General features: G+C 49.0%; 16 protein-coding genes. 11 read left to right on the top strand and 5 right to left on the bottom strand.

The window, feature by feature from the left end:
* The first annotated feature begins 26 nt into the window (after positions 1 to 26).
* The 6 genes from H6629_10685 (at position 27) to H6629_10660 (ending at position 7,941) form a co-directional block, all read left to right on the top strand.
* Positions 27 to 1,064, top strand: coding sequence for an ATP-grasp domain-containing protein (locus H6629_10685; GenBank protein MCB9068260.1), 1,038 nt, complete (start codon positions 27 to 29; stop codon positions 1,062 to 1,064).
* Positions 1,064 to 2,419 (top strand): alanine racemase, encoded by a 1,356-nt coding sequence (locus tag H6629_10680; GenBank protein ID MCB9068259.1) that lies wholly within the window; start codon positions 1,064 to 1,066, stop codon positions 2,417 to 2,419. The genes H6629_10685 and H6629_10680 overlap by 1 nt, the downstream gene beginning before the upstream one ends.
* 183 nt (positions 2,420 to 2,602) lie before the next feature.
* Positions 2,603 to 4,705, top strand: coding sequence for an urea transporter (locus tag H6629_10675; protein MCB9068258.1), 2,103 nt, complete (start codon positions 2,603 to 2,605; stop codon positions 4,703 to 4,705).
* The gene (locus H6629_10670; protein MCB9068257.1) at positions 4,659 to 5,603 is read left to right on the top strand and encodes a hypothetical protein; all 945 of its coding nucleotides are present in this window, start codon (positions 4,659 to 4,661) and stop codon (positions 5,601 to 5,603) included. The genes H6629_10675 and H6629_10670 overlap by 47 nt, the downstream gene beginning before the upstream one ends.
* A 26-nt stretch (positions 5,604 to 5,629) precedes the next feature.
* Positions 5,630 to 7,270 (top strand): T9SS type A sorting domain-containing protein, encoded by a 1,641-nt coding sequence (locus H6629_10665; protein MCB9068256.1) that lies wholly within the window; start codon positions 5,630 to 5,632, stop codon positions 7,268 to 7,270.
* Positions 7,271 to 7,338: 68 nt separating this feature from the next.
* Positions 7,339 to 7,941, top strand: a complete 603-nt coding sequence (locus tag H6629_10660) for a hypothetical protein (GenBank protein ID MCB9068255.1) — start codon at positions 7,339 to 7,341, stop codon at positions 7,939 to 7,941.
* A gap of 115 nt (positions 7,942 to 8,056) precedes the next feature.
* On the opposite strand, the gene H6629_10655 is transcribed toward H6629_10660, so the two are convergent.
* Positions 8,057 to 10,015 carry a CotH kinase family protein gene (locus H6629_10655; GenBank protein ID MCB9068254.1) on the bottom strand — a complete coding sequence of 653 codons (1,959 nt, stop codon included), beginning with the start codon at positions 10,013 to 10,015 and terminating at the stop codon, positions 8,057 to 8,059.
* Between the two features lie 187 nt (positions 10,016 to 10,202).
* Between H6629_10655 and rnhA the strand changes: the two genes are divergently transcribed.
* Entirely contained in the window at positions 10,203 to 10,685 is a 483-nt protein-coding gene (gene rnhA, locus H6629_10650) for a ribonuclease HI (GenBank protein MCB9068253.1), read from the top strand.
* Between the two features lie 108 nt (positions 10,686 to 10,793).
* On the opposite strand, the gene H6629_10645 is transcribed toward rnhA, so the two are convergent.
* From H6629_10645 to H6629_10635, 3 genes are all read right to left on the bottom strand, one after another.
* On the bottom strand, positions 10,794 to 11,570 hold the full coding sequence (locus H6629_10645; protein MCB9068252.1) for a T9SS type A sorting domain-containing protein: 777 nt from the start codon (positions 11,568 to 11,570) through the stop codon (positions 10,794 to 10,796).
* Between the two features lie 118 nt (positions 11,571 to 11,688).
* Positions 11,689 to 12,570: an EamA family transporter gene (locus H6629_10640; protein ID MCB9068251.1), complete on the bottom strand. Its 882-nt coding sequence runs from the start codon at positions 12,568 to 12,570 to the stop codon at positions 11,689 to 11,691.
* 16 nt (positions 12,571 to 12,586) lie between these two features.
* Entirely contained in the window at positions 12,587 to 13,834 is a 1,248-nt protein-coding gene (locus tag H6629_10635) for a sensor histidine kinase (GenBank protein MCB9068250.1), read from the bottom strand.
* 215 nt (positions 13,835 to 14,049) lie between these two features.
* Here H6629_10635 and H6629_10630 point away from each other — a divergent pair, with 215 nt between their 5' ends.
* The 4 genes from H6629_10630 (at position 14,050) to H6629_10615 (ending at position 20,110) form a co-directional block, all read left to right on the top strand.
* Positions 14,050 to 15,345, top strand: coding sequence for an MATE family efflux transporter (locus tag H6629_10630; GenBank protein MCB9068249.1), 1,296 nt, complete (start codon positions 14,050 to 14,052; stop codon positions 15,343 to 15,345).
* Positions 15,346 to 15,616: 271 nt separating this feature from the next.
* A complete protein-coding gene (locus H6629_10625) occupies positions 15,617 to 18,493 on the top strand; it encodes a DEAD/DEAH box helicase (protein MCB9068248.1) in 2,877 nt (958 codons plus the stop codon).
* A gap of 297 nt (positions 18,494 to 18,790) precedes the next feature.
* Entirely contained in the window at positions 18,791 to 19,009 is a 219-nt protein-coding gene (locus tag H6629_10620; GenBank protein MCB9068247.1) for a DUF2283 domain-containing protein, read from the top strand.
* Between the two features lie 33 nt (positions 19,010 to 19,042).
* Positions 19,043 to 20,110 (top strand): AI-2E family transporter, encoded by a 1,068-nt coding sequence (locus H6629_10615; protein ID MCB9068246.1) that lies wholly within the window; start codon positions 19,043 to 19,045, stop codon positions 20,108 to 20,110.
* Here the strand turns inward: H6629_10615 and yaeI are convergent.
* Entirely contained in the window at positions 20,107 to 21,042 is a 936-nt protein-coding gene (gene yaeI / locus H6629_10610; protein MCB9068245.1) for a phosphodiesterase YaeI, read from the bottom strand. The genes H6629_10615 and yaeI overlap by 4 nt on opposite strands.
* Positions 21,043 to 21,066 lie beyond the last annotated feature (24 nt).

Raw genomic sequence — 21,066 nt, 5'->3', positions numbered from 1 at the left:
AACAATTTCTCCAAAAGGAGGGGAAAATGGACGAACTGATTGTGGGCATATCCGGCATTAATGCAGTGGATAACCCGGGACCGGGCGTTGGGGTCGCCCGGAGTTTGAAAGAAGCCAAAGACCTGAATATCAAAGTTGTCGGGCTCGCGTACGACGCGATGGACCCGGGCATATATCTGGATTGGCTTATGGACAAATCGTATTTGCTGCCCTATCCTTCCACCAATCACGAAGCATTTCTGGATCGATTATTTTACATCAAAGAATCGTACGGGCTGGATGTGATCATCCCGAATCTGGATGCGGAGCTGCCGTTTTTCATCAAATATCGCGAACGGCTGGCGGCAGCGGGCATCGACACATTTTTGCCGACCAGCGAGCAATTCCGGCTGCGCGGCAAAGATCGCCTCGGCGATGTGGCGCAAAAAATCAACATCGAATTTCCGGAGTCACGCGTGGTAACGTCGATTGACGATCTCAACAAAGCGATCGACGACATCGGGCTGCCCATTATGGTGAAAGGCGCGTTCTACAAAGCGCACAAAGCCCACACCACCGCCGAAGCACAGGGGCATTACAGCCACATTGTGGCGGAATGGGGATACCCGATCATCGTGCAAAAAGTGGTTTCCGGCGAGGAAATGAACGTTGTCGGCGTGGGTGACGGCGAGGGAAATTCGCTGGGAATGGTCGGCATCAAAAAAATGTGGGTGACATCGCTCGGCAAAATCTGGACCGGCGTGACCATCAAAAATGATCAAATGCTGGATGCCGCCGCCGCATTTATCCGCGAGTACCGCTGGAAAGGCGGATTCGAGCTGGAATGTATTGTGAATAATGGCACAGTCTATCTCATCGAAATTAACCCGCGATTGCCCGCCTGGTCGTATTTCGCAACGGGCGTTGGCGTAAATTTGCCGGCGAATATTTTGAGAAAAATGCGGGGCAAACCGCTGCCGGAAAGCTTCGATTATCCCGCAGGTAAGTTGTTTGTACGCTATACTTACGAAGTGGTGACAGATATGACGCCGTTCCAAACGATATCGATGAAAGGAGAAAGTTGATGCGTTACGAAAAACCGGTAATCAACAAATTGCAAAGCGGGATGATGAATAAATTTGGCGGCAGCCCGTTTTACAGCCGCCGCGTCCGGTCGGATATCGACGGCGTTTCGATCGCGGATTTGGTAAAAAATTACGGCTCGCCGCTGTATGTTTTTTCGGAAACGCGGTTGCGCAATCGCTATCGCGATTTGTATCAGATGTTCGCAAATCGTTACCCGAATGTCACTTTTGGCTGGTCGTATAAAACCAATTACCTGAAATCCATTTGCGCAGTGCTGCATCAGGAAGGCGCGATTGCCGAAGTGGTTTCCGAAATGGAATACGACAAAGCCCGGAAATTGGGCATCCCCGGCAAAGATATCATTTTCAACGGGCCGCACAAACCGCTGCCTGCGCTGGAAAAAGCCGCCAACGAAGGCGCGATGATCAACATCGATCACCTCGACGAAATTTACGATCTGGAAAAAGTTGCCGCAAAACTGGGCAAAAAAATCAAAATCGGGATGCGCCTGAATATGGATACAGGCATCCATCCGCAGTGGTCGCGGTTCGGGCTGAATCTGGAATCCGGGCAGGCGATGGACGCCGCCAAACGCATTGCCAGCGGCGGAAAACTGGTGCTGAACGGGCTGCACTGTCACATCGGCACATTCATTTTGGAACCGGACGCATACGCCACGGAAATCCAGAAAATGATTCAGTTTAGCTATCAATTGGAAGAAAATTTCGGTTTCGGGATTGAATATCTGGATATCGGTGGCGGCATGCCATCGATGAACAAATTGAAAGGCACTTACCTGCCGCCGGATGTTGGCGTGCCGTCGATGGATCAGTACGCCGAAAAAATTACCCGGGCGCTTTACGACAATTTGCGTCCCGGCGATTTTCCGCGATTGATTCTGGAATCCGGACGCGCAGTGGTGGACGAAGCCGGTTTTCTGATCACCTCGATTGTGGCATCCAAACGGCTGCCGGACGGGCGAAAAGCTTACGTTGCGGATGCGGGCATCAACAATTTGTTCACCGCATTTTGGTATAAATTTAATGTTGAAATCGACCGGAATGTGTCCGGCGTGAACGAGCCATCGGTGATTTACGGGCCGTTGTGCATGAATATTGACGTGATCGACGAAGGCTCGTTGCTGCCATCGCTGGATCGCGGCACGCGGCTGATTTTTTCGCCGGTGGGCGCATACAACAACACACAGTCGATGCAGTTTATCGAATATCGCCCGAACACGGTGTTGATCGGATCGGACGGAACGGTGGATATCATCCGCGAAGCGGAATCGCTGGACGATGTGGAAGCCCGCGAACGCCTGCCCGAACGGCTGCAACTGACGGTTCCGGTGTGAAACAATTCGCCGCAACGGCGCAAAGAACGCAAAGGAATTGAATAAAAAAAGGCATGCCCGAATGTTTCAATCGGGCATCCGGATTTTCACAGAACATATTTCCGCTTAAAAATTGCGGAAATGACAACTAAAACAATAAAAGTTGCGCATTTCGCGCCGATGCGACAAAAAGAAATCGAATCCATGAAAGCGCATTTTAAAGCCATTTTCAACAGCTACTCGGACATCTTTTTTCTGAAAGGATTCCGCATCGGTGTGCTGTTGTTTGCCATTACGTTGCTGCATCCAAACGTGGCGATTGCCGGTATTCTGGCGGTGCTGTCGGCGTATCTGTTTGCGCGTTTTATCGAAATGGATCGCGAGTTTTTGAAAACCGGATATTACACGTACAACCCGTTGCTGGTCGGATTATCCATCGGCTATCTGTTTGAAATTAACACACTTACGCTATTCATGATTGTGACTGCGGGGATTTTTACTTTCGTGCTCACGACCATGCTCGGGCATCTGTTTTGGCATTTTTTGCGACTGCCGATTCTCAGTTTGCCCTTTGTGCTGGTCAGTTCGATCGCCTATCTGGCGTCGTCGCAGTACAGCAATTTGTATGTTTCCGGGCAATATCCGCGCATCGTTTCCGGCATCGAATTGTATGTGCCATACTGGCTGGCCGGATTCCTGAAATCGCTCGGCGCGATATTATTCATGCCGGAAGTGTTCGCCGGCGCGTTGTTTTTGCTGATCATTTTATTCACATCGCGGATCTTGTTTTTACTGGCGGTGGGCGGTTATTACGCCGGAACGCTGGTGAATGCACTGCTTATCGGCTCGTTTCAGCAGGCATTTGCCGATGTGAACAGCTTCAATTTTATTTTGATCGCGATTGCGCTCGGCGGCGTGTTTTTGATTCCCTCGCCACGAACGTATGTTATCGCGATTATCGGCGTTTTCGCCGGAACATTTCTGCTCAAATCCGTGGAAGTTTTTTGGTCAACGCACGGCATTCCGGCGTTTACAATGCCGTTCAACCTTGTTTCGCTTTCGCTGATTTATGTGCTGGGCATTGTGCAATCGCCGCTGCTGGCGCTGAATATCCGCCGGACACCGGAGGAAACGCTCGACGATTATCTGGCAAATGTGCTGCGATATCCCGGCAGTTGGCGCTCGCTGGCGCTGCCGTTTTCCGGCAAATGGCGTGTTTGGCAAGCGTTCGACGGCAAATGGACCCATCAGGGCAGTTGGCGTTACGCATACGATTTTGTGATCACTGACGAAACCGGCAGCACCTTCAAAAATGATGGCGCATCGCTGGATGATTATTACGCATTTCGCAAACCCGTGCTTTCGCCGGTGCGCGGTCGGGTGGTGAATGTCGTCCATTCGCAGCCGGATTTGCCGATCGGAGAAGTGGACAAAATCAACAATTGGGGCAACTGGGTGATCATTCACGATCCGCGCGGATTTTATGTGGAAATTTCCCATTTCGTGCAGGATTCCATCAAAGTGAAACAGGGCGATTGGGTGGAAACCGGGGCATTTTTGGGGCTTTGCGGCAACTCCGGATATTCGCCGCAGCCGCACATCCACATTCAGGTGCAGGCGACAGAGGAAATCGGCAGTTACACCGTGCCGTTCAGTTTCACCGGATTTGTTTGCGAAAACCGCTATTTTGCCAATCACCTGCCGGAACTCGATGCGATTATCGAACCTGCGTTTCTGGACAAAGCGCTGGACAGAAAGCTATCGTTCATTCTCGATCAGGAATTTCGTTTTGCGGTGCTGAAAAACGGCGTCACATCCGGCGAACTGCACCTCACCGTGCGCATGGCCCCGGATGGCACATTTTATTTTGATTCCGGCGACGGACAGCTCTATTTCGGGAAAAACGCGGGCACATTTTATTTTTACCGGGTGGATGGCAACGACGAACGGCTGAACGCATTTTTGGTGGCGCTGCCGCGATTGCCGCTCGCTTTCCGGGCGGGCATGCGTTGGACAGATGCCGTGCCGGTTGGCGCGGTCGTTCGCGGCTTCCGCAAAGCCACAGCGCTGTTTTTCGGCTCGTTTCGCCACCAATTGAACCAGATCGAATTTAACGGAACGGCAGTTTCAGAGAACCTGATAGAAGGTGAAATTCGCGCTAAAATGTTGAATATCAACGGCAAAACCAGCGTCGAACTGGACGAATTTACGGGATTCAAATCCGTTAAAATGAACGGAATGGAATTGAGGAAAATTGAAAATGAAATCACTGAAAACTCAACTGCGGAAACGCAGCAAACGCATTAAAAACAGTGCTTTGAATGCATTAGCAATCGTGCTGCTTTTCGCGATCGCGCAACCCGTTTTTGGGCAGGGCGGCACGGTGTTCAGCGCGTTTCCGTATGCCAGCTACGTCAATTATTCGGGCACATTTTACAAAGAAAACAACATCGGCGGCGGCGTTTACGGCTATCTCGGAATGGGGCTGAATCACTCGCTGGAATTCGACGCGGCGTACAGCCGGATCACATTTGGCAGCCGGGATATTTTTATCGACGAATTCCCGTTTCGCACCGAAGCGGTGAATGTTAATCAAACCGATGTGACGCTGCGCTACACCAATTATCATTTCACAAATATGCAATGGCATGTTGGATATCACGGCATTTTCAGCAGCGACGATCCCACCGCCGGAACCGTAATTTTTGGCGGGCTGAAACGCCAGCGATTTAACGAATACGGCGCGGAAGTGCAGGTCTATCACTCCAAATACAGCAATTTCACGCCCGATTTTTCCGCACTGCAGGTAACCGGTATTTTCGGATTTTTCTTCGGCAACGCATTTCTCAATCAACGATTTTATGCGGAAACCGGGGGCAGCTACATTCGCCATTCAACAGATGCCGGATTCGGCGCCACTGAATTTGCCAGCGTTCGCCAATCGCTGAAATATTTTTACAAATCGCTGACGATCGAGGGATTTGTGTGGGCCGGCAAACAGGCGTTCGCCGTGCAAAATTACGGATTTGTGGTGTTCAATTTGCCGGAGGAACATCAGGGCGCGTTTGGCGGCTCGCTGGAAATCGCGCTCAATCCCAAAAGTTCGCTGACGCTAAAAGTATCGCAAGGGCGATTTAAAGAGTTGGGGACTTCCGGCAGACCACGCGCCACTACTTTTGTTGTGATGGGAGCATTCACGTTGTAACTATCAATGGGAAAAGGGGTTTAGCAATGAAACAAATGTTGATACTCGCGCTGCTCGGATGGTCATTTTCCGTGCTGGCGCAAACCTACGGCAACACATTTACCCAAACCTGGCAGGATGTCCCGTGGGCTTCCGGCGGCATAACACCCACCGGTTCGGTGATGTCGCTCGACGGGATGATTGACGCGGACGGCGACGGCAACGGCGAATTTCTGATGAGCAGCTCGTGGAGCGGCGCATTTGGCAACGACGCCATTTTGTACGAAGCTTCCGGCGATTCGTTTGTGATCGCGTGGTATTACTGGTTCAACAATCTGGATCTCACCAATTACAATTATTCCGCCTGCACCACCGGCGATCTGGACGCGGACGGGCTGCCGGAACTGATTTTTCTGAACGATTGCGGCGCGGGGCAAAATGCGCTGTATCTGTTCGAATTTGATGCGACGCTCGGCATTTTTCCGGCAACGCCAACCAGCAGTTGGAACATCAATTTGCCCGGCGGCGTGGACGAATCCGGCGATATTCTCGTTGCCAACATCGACGGGGATGCGCGACCGGAACTGGTGATGGCGCTCTACAGTTTGAGCCCGGCAGCCAGCCACGTCATCGTTGCGGAAATTGCCGAAGGCAGCGATGCAGCCAATCCCAACTGGCATGTGGAAATGGATGATAATACTGCACTTGCGTATTATTGTTACGGGCTGCAAACCAGCGATTTGGATGGCGACGGGAAATCCGAAATCATTGCGGTGGAGTGGAATTATTACCGGATGGTGATTTGGGAAAACAGCGCCGAAGACAGCTACGCAAAAGTAAACGAATTTTACGTTTCGTTCGATCCGAACGCGTTTTCCAACGAAGCGATGGCGGAAGCGGATTTCGACGGAAACGGGCAGAGCGAACTCTATCTCGCCAGCACAGAAGGCTATTTGTGGGTGGTCGCAAATGTCAGCGATGTGAGCCAGATGAATTTTGCCAGCAATTTTTATCTGCTCGGCGATTACCAAACCTACGGTGGATTTAATCTGGTGGGATTGCGCACCGGCAACGCGGATTCGCCCACCGGACAAACGCCCGACGGCCCGGATATCTACCTTTGCGCATCGGACAGCACCGCCACTCAAAGCGCCATTTTCGATTGGGAATTTACCGGCGGCGAAGTTAACAACTTCAACAATTACGAGCTCTCGCAAATTTATGCGACAACCTATAACGGCAGTTTGTTTATGCCATCAAAAATGGCCATCGGCGATGCCAATGGCGATGGCAAACAGGAAATTGTGGTGGGTTCGATGAGCCTTTCCACCGGAACGCCGCACGTGATTGCGCTGACAGCAGACGGACAAACGGCAATTTCTCCCGGTGAAACGTCGCAAAATTTTGCGGAAAATTTTGCACTGATGGGCAATTATCCGAACCCGTTCAATCCGGCAACGCATCTGCGATACCGGCTGTTGACCGGCGGCGAAGTGCGGCTGAACATTTTCGATGCAAACGGCAAAATGGTGAAAACGCTGGTTCGCGGGCAGCAATCGCCGGGCGAATACGACATCGAATGGGACGGGCGCGACAGCAACGGCGCAATTGTCGCCAGCGGATTGTATTTTTCGCGGCTGCAATTTGGCAACGCGGCGCAAACCCGCAAAATGATGCTGGTTCGCTGAAATTCGCACCAAAGATCGAAAACCCAATGAATTAGTGAATTGTGAAAATCCCAAAACGGGTGTCTATTATGAAAAAAATGTTGCTGCTGTTGCTGGTTTCGGCAAATCTGCTGGCGTTGACCGATGCAGAAATCCGCGATGCCTATTACAAATCTTACAATTACGAAAAAATCCAGAATTACAGTGACGCCATCAACACGCTGATGCCGGTTTACAACGAATTTCCAAATACTTACACCGTTAATTTGCGACTCGGCTGGCTGTATTATTTGAGTACCAATTATGCCAACGCCATCAGCCATTACGACCGTTCGATCAAAATTTCGCCGTATTCGCTGGAGGCAAAATTAGGGCGATTGCTGCCGTTGCTGGCACAACACCGCTACGGCGAAGTGGAGAAGGAAGCGTTCCAGATTTTGAACGTCGATTATTACAATTATTACGGAAATTTACGGTTGGCGTATGCGCTGCGGATGCAGCAAAAATTTGACGTTGCCGTAAAAATCACCCAGAAAATGCTGGCGATTTATCCCATCGACGTGCAGTTTTTGACCGAATTTGCGCTCGGAAAAATTGGGCTGGGCGAAACGGACGAAGCGATGGCGGTATTTTCCAACATCCTCATTCTCGATCCCGAAAACGTGACGGCAAAAAGCTATTTGCAGCCATAAACAAATACGTTTAACATTCAGTTTTTTATTGGCTTAAACACTCTCCTCCTAACATGCTTCACAAACAAAAAAGGCTGCACTCGGCAGCCTTTTTTGTTGCAGTTGTTCTCGACTTTTATTGAATTAACAGCAACTTTTTGGTTTGCTGATTCGATTGGCTGGCAACTGAAGTTTGATATTCCAGCCGGTAAAAATAAACACCCGAACTTGCCGAATTACCGTTTCGGTCCAACCCGTTCCAGATTGCCGAATGCCAGCCCGCTTCGCGTGCGCCGGAATGCAGCACCTGCACCAACTCCCCGGTAGTGTTGAACAGCGTCAACCGGACATTGACAACTTTGGGTAAATAATATAAAATATTGGTAGTTCCGTTAAACGGATTTGGGAAATTCTGGTTCAGCTTGAACGTTTTCGGCGTGCTTCCGGGGCTGTTTTCGATGCTCGAAATTAACGCCCGTAGCGTGTACAACGGAGATATTCCCACCGTTTCGCCGTTGCGTTTTGCCAGCAACCGGAAGTGAAAATAGCCCTCAGCTGTGGCGTTCAGCAGCAACTGGCCATTGTCGACAACAGCGGTTAGCTCCGCAGATTCGCTCACAGCAACAATCGAATCCAGATTGTCGGTAACGGGCGCCACATCCGACAACAGCAGCGAAATGGTTTCGCCGTCAACGCTGGTGGGCGAAACATCCTCCGCCGATGCCCAGTCAACCGTCGTGAAATTCGTGCCGATTTGCGAATCCATCCAGTTTACCCGTGCGCTGATCCACAGTTTCAAATAGTTCAGTTCCGACTGGTAATCCGGGCCAACAAATTCGTTCGGCCATACCCAAACGCCCAATATCGGCCAGCGCACAAAGTTGCGGATGCGCGCTTCTTCGATGCTGTCCGCAAACATTTCCACCCGGCTCATCAACGAATCACTGTGAAAAATGGTGTTGCGCAACTCATTCCAACGGCGGGTCAAAAGATTGGTGAACACCGGATCAGCCAACAGTTTATCCCAATAAAACGGGATTTGCCATTGATCGTTCGCATCCTGAAAATTGAATTGCCAGCCGGAAATGGCGCTGCCGCTGTAATAATTGGCGTTACCGAAACCCAGATTGAAATCCCACACAGGTCCCATCACCCATCGGTTATCCACATCTTCGCGATCTTTGTACATAAATGTGCTGATCCGGTAACCATCGACATTGCGTGAGATTTCGTTGATCAACAAAAAATCGATGAACGACCCGACATCGATACGTTCGTAATATCCGTTAAACGGGTGGCGATAATCGCCGGCGTAAAACAATCCTTCAATTTCGTAGATAAAATTCTGGATATAGGCTACCTGTTCGGGCACAATATCTTCCGCATCGGGCGTTTCGTATAAATAATTGATCATTTGTGGCGCATTTTCATATGGCCGGAAGGGCGAATACCAGCCGCCGGTGCCGGGTACATCCGGCTTGTCAATTTTAATAATGTAGCCGCCGGTGAGATCGACGCCGGAAATTTCATCCTCATCCAGCTTTTTGATATTCACCCGGTTGTCATCGCGTTTTATTTTCTCCATTAAAATGTAAACGCCCATATATTCGCCATTTAGCACCAATTCGCAATAATGGGTACGAGAGGCGTATCGCCCCATCCGGTTGGCAAAATCATACGCCAGCACATTGCGCATCAGCGATTTGTCGCTGTACGGCGCATGCAAAATCCAGTCGCTTTCTTCCGGCATTCCCAATAATTCAACGTCCAGATCCTCACCATCCGCGTCGCGCGTTTCGAAACCATATTGCTTTTTGGGAAACATTTGTGAACTGGAACCGCGAATCTCGATCCCGATCAAACCATCGTAATGGTTAAACGGATCGCTGAGAAAATTGCGCTGCCCGTTTTCATTCCAGATGATGCCCATATTTACCGTGATTTTTGGCTCGTCCGGAATGGTTTGCCCGTTCGTGTTGATCACAACAATGGGCAAATTGGAACTGGTAAAATTAACCTGCCCGAAACCGGCAATTGTTGACACCAGCAATCCGAAAATCGATGACAACAGTTTAAATTTATTGAGTTTACACATTTATAGCCCTCGATTGTATTTTTACGCATATCCGTTTCAATTTACGATCGCGCTGTCAAAATAGCCACATCTTTGCACGATTATTAACAAAGTTTGGCAGCAGATTTGAACCCGGTAATGCAAAAACTGCAATTTCGCAATTTGAAAAATTATATCGTTTTTGACTGAAATTTTGTTAAATATGGGCATGAATACGAAAAAACATGTGACCATTTATACCGATGGCGGCGCGATCGGTAATCCCGGACCGGGCGGCTACGGCGCCGTTTTGCGATACGACGATCAGAAAAAAGAAATTTGCGGCGCATTTCGCCTGACCACCAACAACCGGATGGAAATTACCGCAGCCATCGAAGCGCTGCGACAGCTGAAAACATCCTGCCGCGTTACGCTGCACAGCGATTCGCAATATTTGGTAAACGCGATGACCAAAGGCTGGGTGGAAAAATGGCAGGCCAACGGCTGGATGCGCAATAAAAAAGATCCCGCGCTAAACGTCGATTTGTGGGAAGAATTGATCCCGCTGTGCGATTTTCACAACGTGAATTTTGTGTGGGTGAAGGGTCACGCCGGCATCGCTGATAACGAACGTTGCGACGAACTGACCCACGAAGCAATCAACGGCGGCAATTTACAGATCGACACAGCGTACGAAAAAATTGCCAAATGATGCCGGTTTCCGGTTGCTTCTTTATCCTTTATCCTTCACCTTTTATCCTTTTTTTCCATCCGCCCTTTCCCGTAATACGGGACTCAGGGCTCGGTGGTTATCGCATAATTATCGAATTAACAACATCTTACGCGTTTCGGAAAAAATACCGGCGCGCAGTTGGTAAAAATAAAATCCGCTGGCGGCGGCGTTTCCGCGCACATCTTTGCCATCCCATTTAACTTCATAATTTCCGGAAAATTGCACATCATTTACCAACGTCGTAACGGTTTGCCCGCGCAAATCAACGATCATCAATGTCACATGCTGGCGCTCCGGCAATTGGTAGCGAATCACCGTTTCCGGGTTAAAGGGATTCGGAAAATTCTGCGCCAGCCAAAATTCATTTGGTGATATGGCGCCAAAATCGTCCAAAGCGGTTGGCGCTGTTGCGATGATCCGTAATTGATCAAATAATATGGGATGATTATCCACAACCAAACTATCCGCGCTGCGCATGTCCAAACTAAACGTATTCAAATTGAAATCGTCGGTAATCCGAAAATTGCGGTTCGCCGGCAGCGTGGCGCTGTTCCAACGAACGACAATTTGTCCGCTGCCATTCCGCCAATAGCGCACCCGGAATGTGTCCGGCGATGTGGCGGCGTTGCGCATATCTTTAAAATAACCTTCGTTTTTCCATTGCAACTGGCTGAAAAATCCCGGTGACGGCGGCGGTGACAGCACATCGATACCGATATCGATGCCGTCAGTTGCATCGGGCGAAAAACCGATTACCAGAACCTGCTCAATTTCGCCGGCCTGTTTTATCCGTAATTCTGCTTCGGATGTTTGAGCTGTCGCTAAATTGAATAAAATCATCAACATAATCAATGTGCGCTGCATAATTCCGCCTCGTTTTTGCGACGAATTGTGGTGTGTTTTCCACATTCGATTTTTCGTAGAAATTAAACCAAATTACGGGATTTTTCATAGAAAATTTTAGGCAATTCAGCGCTAACAATCAATCGGGAACGGCCGCCCGTTTGCTGATTTTGCGAATCGACTGCCGTTTTTCGTTAGCCAACAGCGCGGCCAAAATAATGCCGCCGCCGATCAGCAATCGCGGCACATCGGCGCTTTCGCCAAAAAACAGCAGCGCGGCCGCCACGCCCAACGGCACTTTCAAATTGTTGGCGACCGCCAAACTGCCCGCGTTCACCTGCCGCGCGCCAAAATTCCACAGAAAAAAACACACGCCGGAAGCCAAAATTCCGAGATACAGCAGCGTCCAGATTTGGGTGGCATTCAACGAAATTGCTGTCAAATCGGCGGAGACAATCGACGAAAAACCGGTCAGCAGCACCGCACCGAGATACAGCAATCCGAAAATTTCCCGGTCCTTCAAATTTCTGTGACGCTGCATCAATTCGCGATAATAAATTTGCCCGAACGCAAAACAAATATTGGACAATTGCACCACCCAAAATCCCAGCCAAAAACCGCCGCGCGCAAATTCGTGAAACACAATTACGCCGGTTCCGAACACTGCCAACGCTGCCATCAGCAAATGGAATCCGTTAAATTTTTGGCGAAAAACATCGTTGAGCAGGGTAACGTAAATGGGCGTGAAAATAGTAAACAGCGCAACTTCGTATGCCTTAAGATGTTGAAAAGAATAGATATAGGCGAGATACATCATGCCGTATTGCAACGCACCGACCAGCAAAAATTTTGGCGCCAGTTTGACCGGGAAATTGCGCAATCGCAAAAACGGGAGAAACACAATCAGCGAAATCAGCATTCGCGCAAACGATACAACATTGGAATCCAGCCCGGTGAGGTTGCCTTTGATGAGCCCGAACGAAAATGCCCAAATCAGCGAAACAGCGATCAGATATCCCAAATTTTTCTCTCCAAATTTACGGCGCAACAACCGATTCGTCGATGTTCAGCACAATCCGAAAAGTGGAGCCATCGCCAATCTGGCTATCTTTGAGCAGCAATTTGCCGCCGTGATATTCTTCCACGATGCGTTTGGCGAGGCTGAGCCCCAATCCCCAGCCGCGTTTTTTGGTGCTGAATCCGGGATTAAAAATTGTTTTCCGGGCTGCTTTGGGAATGCCTTTGCCGGTATCCTGCACGTCGATAAAAATTTGCGATTCGTTCATTTTTGCCGCAGTGATGGAAATGCTGCCGCCTTTGTTTTCCATCGCATCCAGCCCGTTTTTGATCAGGTTTTCCAGCACCCACGAAAATAAATCGGTGTTCAGCCGAACCGGCGGCATTTCCGGCGCCAAATCGGTAACAATTTGCACTTTGCCGCTGCGCTGGGGAATGCGTTTCCGGAAATATTCGATGGTGTCCATGAGCGCATCATTCAAATTTTCCGATTTGAGATCCGGCAGCGACCCGATTTGCGAAAACCGGTTGGTGATGGTTTGCAGCCGCTTCAAATCTTTTTCCAGCTCGGGAATTACTTTCGGAATTTGCTCCGGCGATGATTTGAGATATTCGAACCACCCCATTTGCGAAGACAGCGGCGTGCCGAGCTGGTGCGCGGTTTCCTTTGCCATTCCCACCCAAATTAGCCGTTCTTCACCGCGTTTGATGGAGCTGAATCCGGCGTAGCCGATCAAAATAAACAGCGCCACAATCCCGATTTCGATGAACGGCAGCCAGCGCAAATTGCGAATGGTCGGCGATTCGCCATAGTGATAATAGCCGAGCACGTTATCGCCAAAGGCAATGGGAATTGGGGCGTTGGATAAATCAAATTCTTCGATAAGTTTTTTGATGTAAACCAAAGTATCCGCACTGACCGGGCGACCGTCATTTTCTGCAACATCGATGTTTCGCCAGATTTGCGGGTTCATTTCGTTGTCGGTGTAAATAATTGGAAAATCAGCAGTTTGGATCACGTTGGAAAAGATAAAACTGAGATCGCCGCTTTCCTCACTGTTGATACTGTTTTCAATCACCTTCACCCGGAATCGCAGAAAATCGCGGGATTGCTCCTGCAATTCCTCCACCAGCATCTGGCTGTAATACAGCGATCCCAAAATAATGGCGATCGCCAGAATAAACAGGATTCCCTTAAAATTTCCTTTTGTTCGATAGACGTTTCGCGCCATAAACCCCTGCCGGATGTTGTGTTTCAATTTTGCCATAAATATACCCACCTCGATTGATAAATGCTCCCGATAAGATAAAAGTTGCGAATTGCGGAAATTTCTCTGTAAAATTTTTTAGCATTTACAACAAGGATTTTTTGTTTATATTTCAAATTCTAAGAACTATAAGGACGACGATGAATAAACGAGCTGAGCGAAAAGACCTATTGAGTGGATCGATACTCAAGCATGTAATCAGGCTCGCCACTCCAATGATTATTGCATTTATTTTTGTGACCAGTTATCAATATGTTGACCGGATTTTTGTCAGCCAACTGGGCGATGTGGCAACTGCGGCAATCGGGATGGCGTTTACGTTACAGATGGTGGTAATTTCGCTCGGCGTTGGTATCGGAAACGGTGTTAACTCGTTTATTTCCCGGAACCTGGGTGCGAATAAAAACGAAGTTGCGGAAAACACAATTCTCCATGCATTTCTGATTGCGATTCTGGTCGGGCTGTTGCTCTCAGCAATGGGGTTGTTGGGGCAACGATTTTTGTTCCGGCAGTTGGGGGCAGATGGCCAATTGCTGGAATTTATCACCGCGTATCTCACCATCATATTTTTATTTACGCCGGTGAACTTGCTCACGATGGTATCCAGCAGCGTTTATCAGGGCTGGGGCGATACGGTTTCGCCGATGAAATTTATGTTGCTCGGCAACATTATCAACCTGACACTGGACCCGTTGCTGATTTTCGGGTTGGCATCTTTTCCGGAATTGGGTATTCAGGGTGCGGCGTGGGCAACGGGATTGGGCAGAGCCGTTTCGCTGCTGTATGTGGGATATCAAATGTTCTTCCGGCATCAGCCAACACAGCTAAAATTGCGGCTTTTCCGGCTGGATCGCGCGATTATTTCGGGCGTGTTTCAGGTCGGGTTGCCCGCATCGGTCAGCCAAATGCTCACCAGCGTGGCGATGATGTTTGTGTTTTATGTGCTGAATCCGTTCGGCTCGGACGCGCGCGCCGCGTACACCATCGTGTTCACTTACGAAATGGTGATTTTTTTACCGGCAATCGGCATTTCTCAGGCGGTCAGTATTCTTACCGGGCACAATTTTGGCGCGGGGCATTTCGAGCGGGTCAACAAAGTTTATTTTACCGGAATTGGCGTGGCGTTTTCGATCATGGCTTTTTCTGCGTTGATAATTATTGTTTTTTCAACATTTTTTGCGGGCATTTTTGCCCAAAGTCCCGAGGTGCTCAAAATTAGCGCACATGCGTTGCGGATTACCGCGATCGGGCATTTTTTCAGCGGCATTTATTTGTGCAGCGCCGCCAGTTTTCAGGGATTGGGATTGGGCAGGCATTATCTCGCGGCAAATCTGGTGCGATTATATTTGCTGCAAGTGCCGCTGGCATTTTTCGGCGCCAAATTTTTTGGACTGGAAGGCGTGTGGTACGGGCTGATGGCGGTAAACATCATCAGCGGATTGGTTCTGTTTATCTGGCATCAATATATTTATCGGCTGCAGGTGGTTACCGGGCAAATTCAACCGCTGTGATGCCAAATCCAACTGCCGCAAACATGACCGACGTCAATTTCAAATGTGCACCGCGATTTTATACTATAGCTTGCATTTCAGAAATTTTGTGATGCAGACGATTGATTCCGTCGCTGTTGTTTGCCACACAATTCCATCCGGCACGACATTGCGGATCGGCGGGTGATCTACAAAAAAAACGGAAGCTGCCCGGGCAGGATGCTCATAAAAAACCGTAAATATAGATATTTAAATTGCTGTTAATATTCAAGATAAAAGGTATTTCTGATTTATGACCTGGCGTAACAAACTGGAACAATTGGTTGGTCTGCTCGAAAAAATGCCGCGTCCCAAATCGTTTCAATCGAAGGCGGGAGTTTACGAACCATATTTTGTATTTGAACTGCGCTCCAGTAATTGGGAAATTGTGCCGTACGCATCGTACACCCGGCTGGATGGCTCGCCGGGGCGGGAAGTGCGCCTCACCCTTAGCGTGGTGGATAGCAGCAAAGTAAACATCAGCCAAAGCGAGCTGGACACGCTCATTTTTCTGGAAGGCGATATTAACAGCAACCGCTCGATTTTCAATTATACACAGCCGGTTGGTTTTTTGTTGGACTGGGTTTCCCAAAGCCGCTTAATGATTAAAGAAACAGCCGCCAGCAATCCCGTAAAAGCAACCATGCACACGGAAAAAGCGACCATCATTTTGCGATTGCAAAAAGGGCGCAGCGGCTATTACATGCAACCGGCACTGGTGTTCGAAGGCGGCGATGTGCTGCCGTTGAAAGAACCGGGAATTATTCTCGCCTCCAACCCTATTTACATGCTTTACGGCACAAAAATTTACCTCATCGAATCGGCGTTGCCGGCAACATTTTGGCAAAACTACTTCCGCATTCGCGAAAAATTCGAAATCCCCCACACGGAATTACCGGAATTTATTCGCATTTACCTGCCGCATTTGCTGCCGGTAATCGATTGGGAAAATATCGGTGAACACATTGAGCAGATCAACTATCCGCTCAGCGCAAAAAGCATCGAATTTTCCGAATACAACCACCATTTGCAAATCGATATCAATTTCACCTACGGCGAATTTGAGTTCCCCGCGCAACCAGTTATCGACCGGAGCCTGGCCACCAAACAACGCCAGTTGTGCATCATCAAAAGAGATGTGCAGGCGGAATCGCAGGCGCGCAAAATGCTGGAAGAAAACGGGTTGATTTTCCGCACCGGGCACTGGAGCATCGCCGCGGATTACAACGGGCTGGACTGGATGCGGCTGACGCTCCCCAAACTGGAACGCGCCGGTTTTACCATCATAAATGAAGATAAATTAAAACGTTACCGCGTGCATCGCCAGTTGCCGAAATTGCAAATAAAGGTAAAATCCGGCGCAGATTGGCTGGACATCACCTATTCGCTGACGATGGGGCGCGAATCCGTTTTGGCGCCAAATCTGCTGAAGCAAATCGAAAACGGCAAATCGTATGTCAAGCTGGATGACGGCTCACATATTTTCGTCACCGACGAAATCAAACAGCAATTTAACGCCATTTCGCAATATCTGGAGCTCAAAAACGGGCAGGGCGAAATGCGCTTGCCGATGGCCGGCATCACGATGCTAAAAGAGCTGGAACCGCACACAGAAAGTTTGCGGATCGACAAATACGCCGGCGAACTGTTGGAAAAATATCGCCAGTTTGAATCCATCCAACCGGTTTCGCCGCCGGAAGGGCTGAACGGGCAATTGCGCGAATATCAGCAATCCGGGCTGGATTGGCTGCATTTCCTCAAAGAGCTGCATTTTGGCGGCATTCTGGCGGACGATATGGGTTTGGGTAAAACCATCCAAATGATATCGCTGCTGCTCAAATTGAAAAACGAAGGCTGGCTGGAAAAACCCGCGCTGATTGTTGTGCCACTGACGCTGGTTTTCAACTGGGAAGATGAAATTCAGAAATTTGCGCCGCAATTGCGGGTTTTGCGCTATTACGGCAACCGGGCGGAACGCCAGAAAATGATCAAAGAACTCGCCAGTTACGATGTGGTTTTGTGCAGTTACGGCATGGTGTTGCAGGATCACAAAAGTTTGTCCACAAAGCAATTCAGCTATCTGGTGCTGGACGAATCGCAAAAAATTAAAAATCCGCACACAAAAACCTATCGCGCATTGGAAAAACTGAAAGCCAAACGGCGGCTGGCACTCACCGGAACGCCCGTCGAAAATTCGCTGATGGATTTGTGGGCGCAGATGAATTTCGTCAATCCGGGTTTGCTGGGCACGATGAAACAGTTCGAAACCCGCTATCTGAATGTGGAGGAAGACGAACGCGATGCGCAAATTGCCCAGCTCAAACGCATCATTTTTCCGTTCATTTTGCGACGCACCAAAGAGGAAGTGGAAACGCAATTGCCGCCGCTCACCGAAATTGTTCAACATATTGATATGACCGAAAGCCAGCGCGAAGCCTACGACAAATGGCTGAGCTATTATCGCGAGCAAATTTTTAACAGCATCGATAGCGAAGGGTTGAACAAATCGCGATTGAAAATTGTGGAAGCGCTCACCTATTTGCGCCAGATCGCCTGCCATCCGGCAATTCTGGATGACAAAACCGATCTGCAGGATTCCGGCAAAGTGCAACTTTTGGAAGACATGCTGGACGATCTGTTGGTGAAAGGACACAAAGTGCTGATCTTCTCGCAATTTGTGCGATTTTTGAACATCGTTCGCAAAATTTTTGACGCCAAAGGCTGGAAATACGAATATCTGGACGGGCAAGTCCCGCAGGCATCCCGTGGTGAACGGATTCATAATTTCCAGAATAACCCGGATATTTCCGCATTTCTCATTTCGCTGAAAGCCGGTGGTTTGGGATTAAACCTCACCGCTGCGGATTATGTGATTCATCTCGATCCGTGGTGGAATCCCGCGGTTGAGCAACAGGCAACCGACCGCGCCCATCGCATCGGGCAGGACAAACGGGTGTTTGTTTACAAATTTATCGTGAAAGAAAGCGTGGAAGAGCGCATCCTGAAAATGCAGCAGAAAAAGCGCGAACTATCGGAAGCGCTGATCACCTCGGATGACGGGTTCATCAAACAATTGACCCACGAGGATTTGGAAACGCTATTTGCCATGAGCAATGGAAAACCGGAGTGATTACCAACTAAAAAGCGTTGGTTTTCCCCGTTGCATATCAATATATTAATTGAGAATAATGAAAAAATATAGCTTTACAGCATATTTTGAAAATGAAGTGTTGAGAAAAAGACCTTTCATCAAAAAAGAGTGGTGTATCCAGATTGTCGAAAATCCGATATTGATTGAAGAACAGGATGGTAACCGTTTCAGATTTTGGGGAGAAATAGAAGAATTTGACAATAAAATATTCAGGGTTGTAACGCTATCGGACAAAAAAACAATCCACAACGCATTTCCCGACAGGAGTTTCAAAAAATGAAAATGAACTATTACCCGGAAACTGATTCTTTATATATCGATCTATCATCAAAAACGAGTGTTGAGAGCGTTGAAATTTCGCAAGGCGTCGTTCTCGATTATGATGATGATGGCAACCTCGCCGGGATTGACATCGACAATGCCAGCCAAAAATTAGATTTGAAAGAGCTTGTGTTAAACAGACTCCCCATAAAAATTCAGAAAATATATGCGTAATTCTTATTTCCGCATATATTGCAAGACAAAAACATGCCCATTAAAACACACGATAACCGGGGATTTTTTTACCTGCTGCTGGCATTTGCCGGGCTGAGCGCCTATTGGTTGCTGGAGCCGTATCTCGCCACCATTATTTTCTCGATTGTGGTGGTGGTGATGTTCAATTCGCTGTATCACTGGTTTTTGCGGCGAACGAAAAACCGCGAATCGCTGTCCATTTCGCTGACCTTGCTCACCATTTTTTTGACCGGGCTGGTGCCGCTGGTTTTGGTGATCAACGTTACCGTTAGCCAGGCGATTCAATTTAAAGAAGAAGTGACCACAATGGTTGCCGGAAACAACGTGTCGGTCACCAACGTGATTTCCGAGGTCAACCACTGGATCGCTAAAATACCCTTTGGCAACATTGAGCCGATCACCGAAGAAAAAATCATCGATACCGTGCGGGGAATTATTCAGCCGATCACCCGTTTTCTGGCGGATCGCGCCGTGCAGTTGGGCAGTTCGTCCGCAGATCTGATCACCAAATTCATCATTTTTCTGACCCTCGTCGGGACGCTGTTTCCGAAATATCCCAAATTGATTCAGCTCGTCAAAGACCTCAGTCCGCTGGACGATTCGCTCGACCAAAAATACCTCGATCGCATGATTGCCATGACCCGCTCGATGGTGAAAGGCGTTTTCGTGATTGCGTTGGCGCAGGGCGTTGCCGCCGGTTTTTTCTACTGGATTGTTGGCGTGAAGTATGTGTTTTTCTGGACGTTACTGGCGATTTTTCTCTCGATTTTACCGCTCGGTTCGCACGTTATTTCCGTGCCGATGGCCATCGTTTTGCTGGCGATGGGCAATATTTGGCAAGGCGTTGTGCTGCTCATCGGCAGTTTGCTGGTGGTTGGAAATCTGGATAATGTACTGCGCCCGCGCCTCGTTTCCAAAGATTCGGAAATGAGCACCGCGCTCATTTTACTCAGCGCTTTCGGCGGGCTAAATTTGTTCGGATTTTTGGGAGTAATTTACGGACCGGTGGTAATGATTTTTCTGGTGACGACCATCGAAATTTATCTGGAATACTACCAAATCGGCAGAAAACGCGCCTAATTTTTCCCCTGAAGTTCCACAACGCTGATCCACGGGCGGCAATTGATGCGAATGCCGTGCACATTTCCGATGCCGCGCGTCACGTAAATCCAGCGATTTTCCCAACGATGCAACCCTTCCAAAAACCGCATATCAGAAATGGGCGCATACAGCGCACCGACGCCCGGAATGTGCAATTGCCCGCCGTGAGCGTGGCCACACAGCATCAAATCCCAGCGATATTTTTTGAGAAATGCTTTCGTGTCCGGATTGTGGGAGAGCAAAATGACCGGCGAATCCGTGGTTTCGTCGGGTAATTCCGGTGTTTCGGCAACAGCCAACCGCGACGGTTGTTTCAATTGCAACGCATGTTCCGGCAACATATTTCGCGAAGCGAGATCGCCGAGTCCGGCGATTTGCAGGGTTTCGCCCTGCACGGATACGGTTTCGCTGCGGTTGAACAGCAGGGTAATTCCGGCATCGTTGAGCAATCTTCCCACTGATAATGTATCAATAAAATCAGCCGGAGATTTGCCAGGATAACAACAATCGTGATTGCCAAAAATCGCGAATGTTGGCGCAGCCGCCGGCAGTTTCGCTAAAATGTCACGAAATTTTTGGATGTCGTCCGGCATTTTGTGGGTTACATAATCGCCGGTGAGGCAGATGATATCGGGCTGTTGCGCCAATCCCAAATCGATGGCGTTTTCGATAAACCGGAGCGGCACAACCCGCGAAACATGGAAATCGGAGAGGTGCAACATGCGGATGGTTTTTCCCGCAGATAGCTGCGGCAGCGGAACCGAAACACGGTGAATTTCCCAATCAAAGGTTCCGGTGAACTGAAAATAATTGGTGCGTTCCGCCAGCAAACCGCACAGATATGCAACGGTTCGCTTTAGTGGCGTAATTTTTTTAGGGGGCGGAATTTTCGGCAAATTCTGCGCGTCCATTCAATATTCCATTATTTTTGTTTC

It is taken from the genome of Calditrichia bacterium, assembly GCA_020634975.1.
Taxonomy (GTDB): Bacteria; Calditrichota; Calditrichia; order RBG-13-44-9; family J075; genus JACKAQ01.
This window is presented reverse-complemented; position numbering and strand designations above follow the sequence as displayed.

Bases quoted from the DNA above. Each gene is read 5' to 3' on its own strand.
- H6629_10645 (MCB9068252.1), bottom strand. From the start codon at position 11,570: ATGCAGCGCACATTGATTATGTTGATGATTTTATTCAATTTAGCGACA.
- H6629_10635 (MCB9068250.1), bottom strand. From the start codon at position 13,834: ATGGCAAAATTGAAACACAACATCCGGCAGGGGTTTATGGCGCGAAAC.
- H6629_10670 (MCB9068257.1), top strand. From the start codon at position 4,659: ATGAAATCACTGAAAACTCAACTGCGGAAACGCAGCAAACGCATTAAA.
- yaeI (MCB9068245.1), bottom strand. From the start codon at position 21,042: ATGGACGCGCAGAATTTGCCGAAAATTCCGCCCCCTAAAAAAATTACG.
- H6629_10680 (MCB9068259.1), top strand. From the start codon at position 1,064: ATGCGTTACGAAAAACCGGTAATCAACAAATTGCAAAGCGGGATGATG.
- H6629_10655 (MCB9068254.1), bottom strand. From the start codon at position 10,015: ATGTGTAAACTCAATAAATTTAAACTGTTGTCATCGATTTTCGGATTG.
- H6629_10630 (MCB9068249.1), top strand. From the start codon at position 14,050: ATGATTATTGCATTTATTTTTGTGACCAGTTATCAATATGTTGACCGG.
- H6629_10615 (MCB9068246.1), top strand. From the start codon at position 19,043: ATGCCCATTAAAACACACGATAACCGGGGATTTTTTTACCTGCTGCTG.
- H6629_10660 (MCB9068255.1), top strand. From the start codon at position 7,339: ATGAAAAAAATGTTGCTGCTGTTGCTGGTTTCGGCAAATCTGCTGGCG.
- H6629_10620 (MCB9068247.1), top strand. From the start codon at position 18,791: ATGAAAATGAACTATTACCCGGAAACTGATTCTTTATATATCGATCTA.
- rnhA (MCB9068253.1), top strand. From the start codon at position 10,203: ATGAATACGAAAAAACATGTGACCATTTATACCGATGGCGGCGCGATC.
- H6629_10665 (MCB9068256.1), top strand. From the start codon at position 5,630: ATGAAACAAATGTTGATACTCGCGCTGCTCGGATGGTCATTTTCCGTG.
- H6629_10625 (MCB9068248.1), top strand. From the start codon at position 15,617: ATGACCTGGCGTAACAAACTGGAACAATTGGTTGGTCTGCTCGAAAAA.
- H6629_10685 (MCB9068260.1), top strand. From the start codon at position 27: ATGGACGAACTGATTGTGGGCATATCCGGCATTAATGCAGTGGATAAC.
- H6629_10675 (MCB9068258.1), top strand. From the start codon at position 2,603: ATGAAAGCGCATTTTAAAGCCATTTTCAACAGCTACTCGGACATCTTT.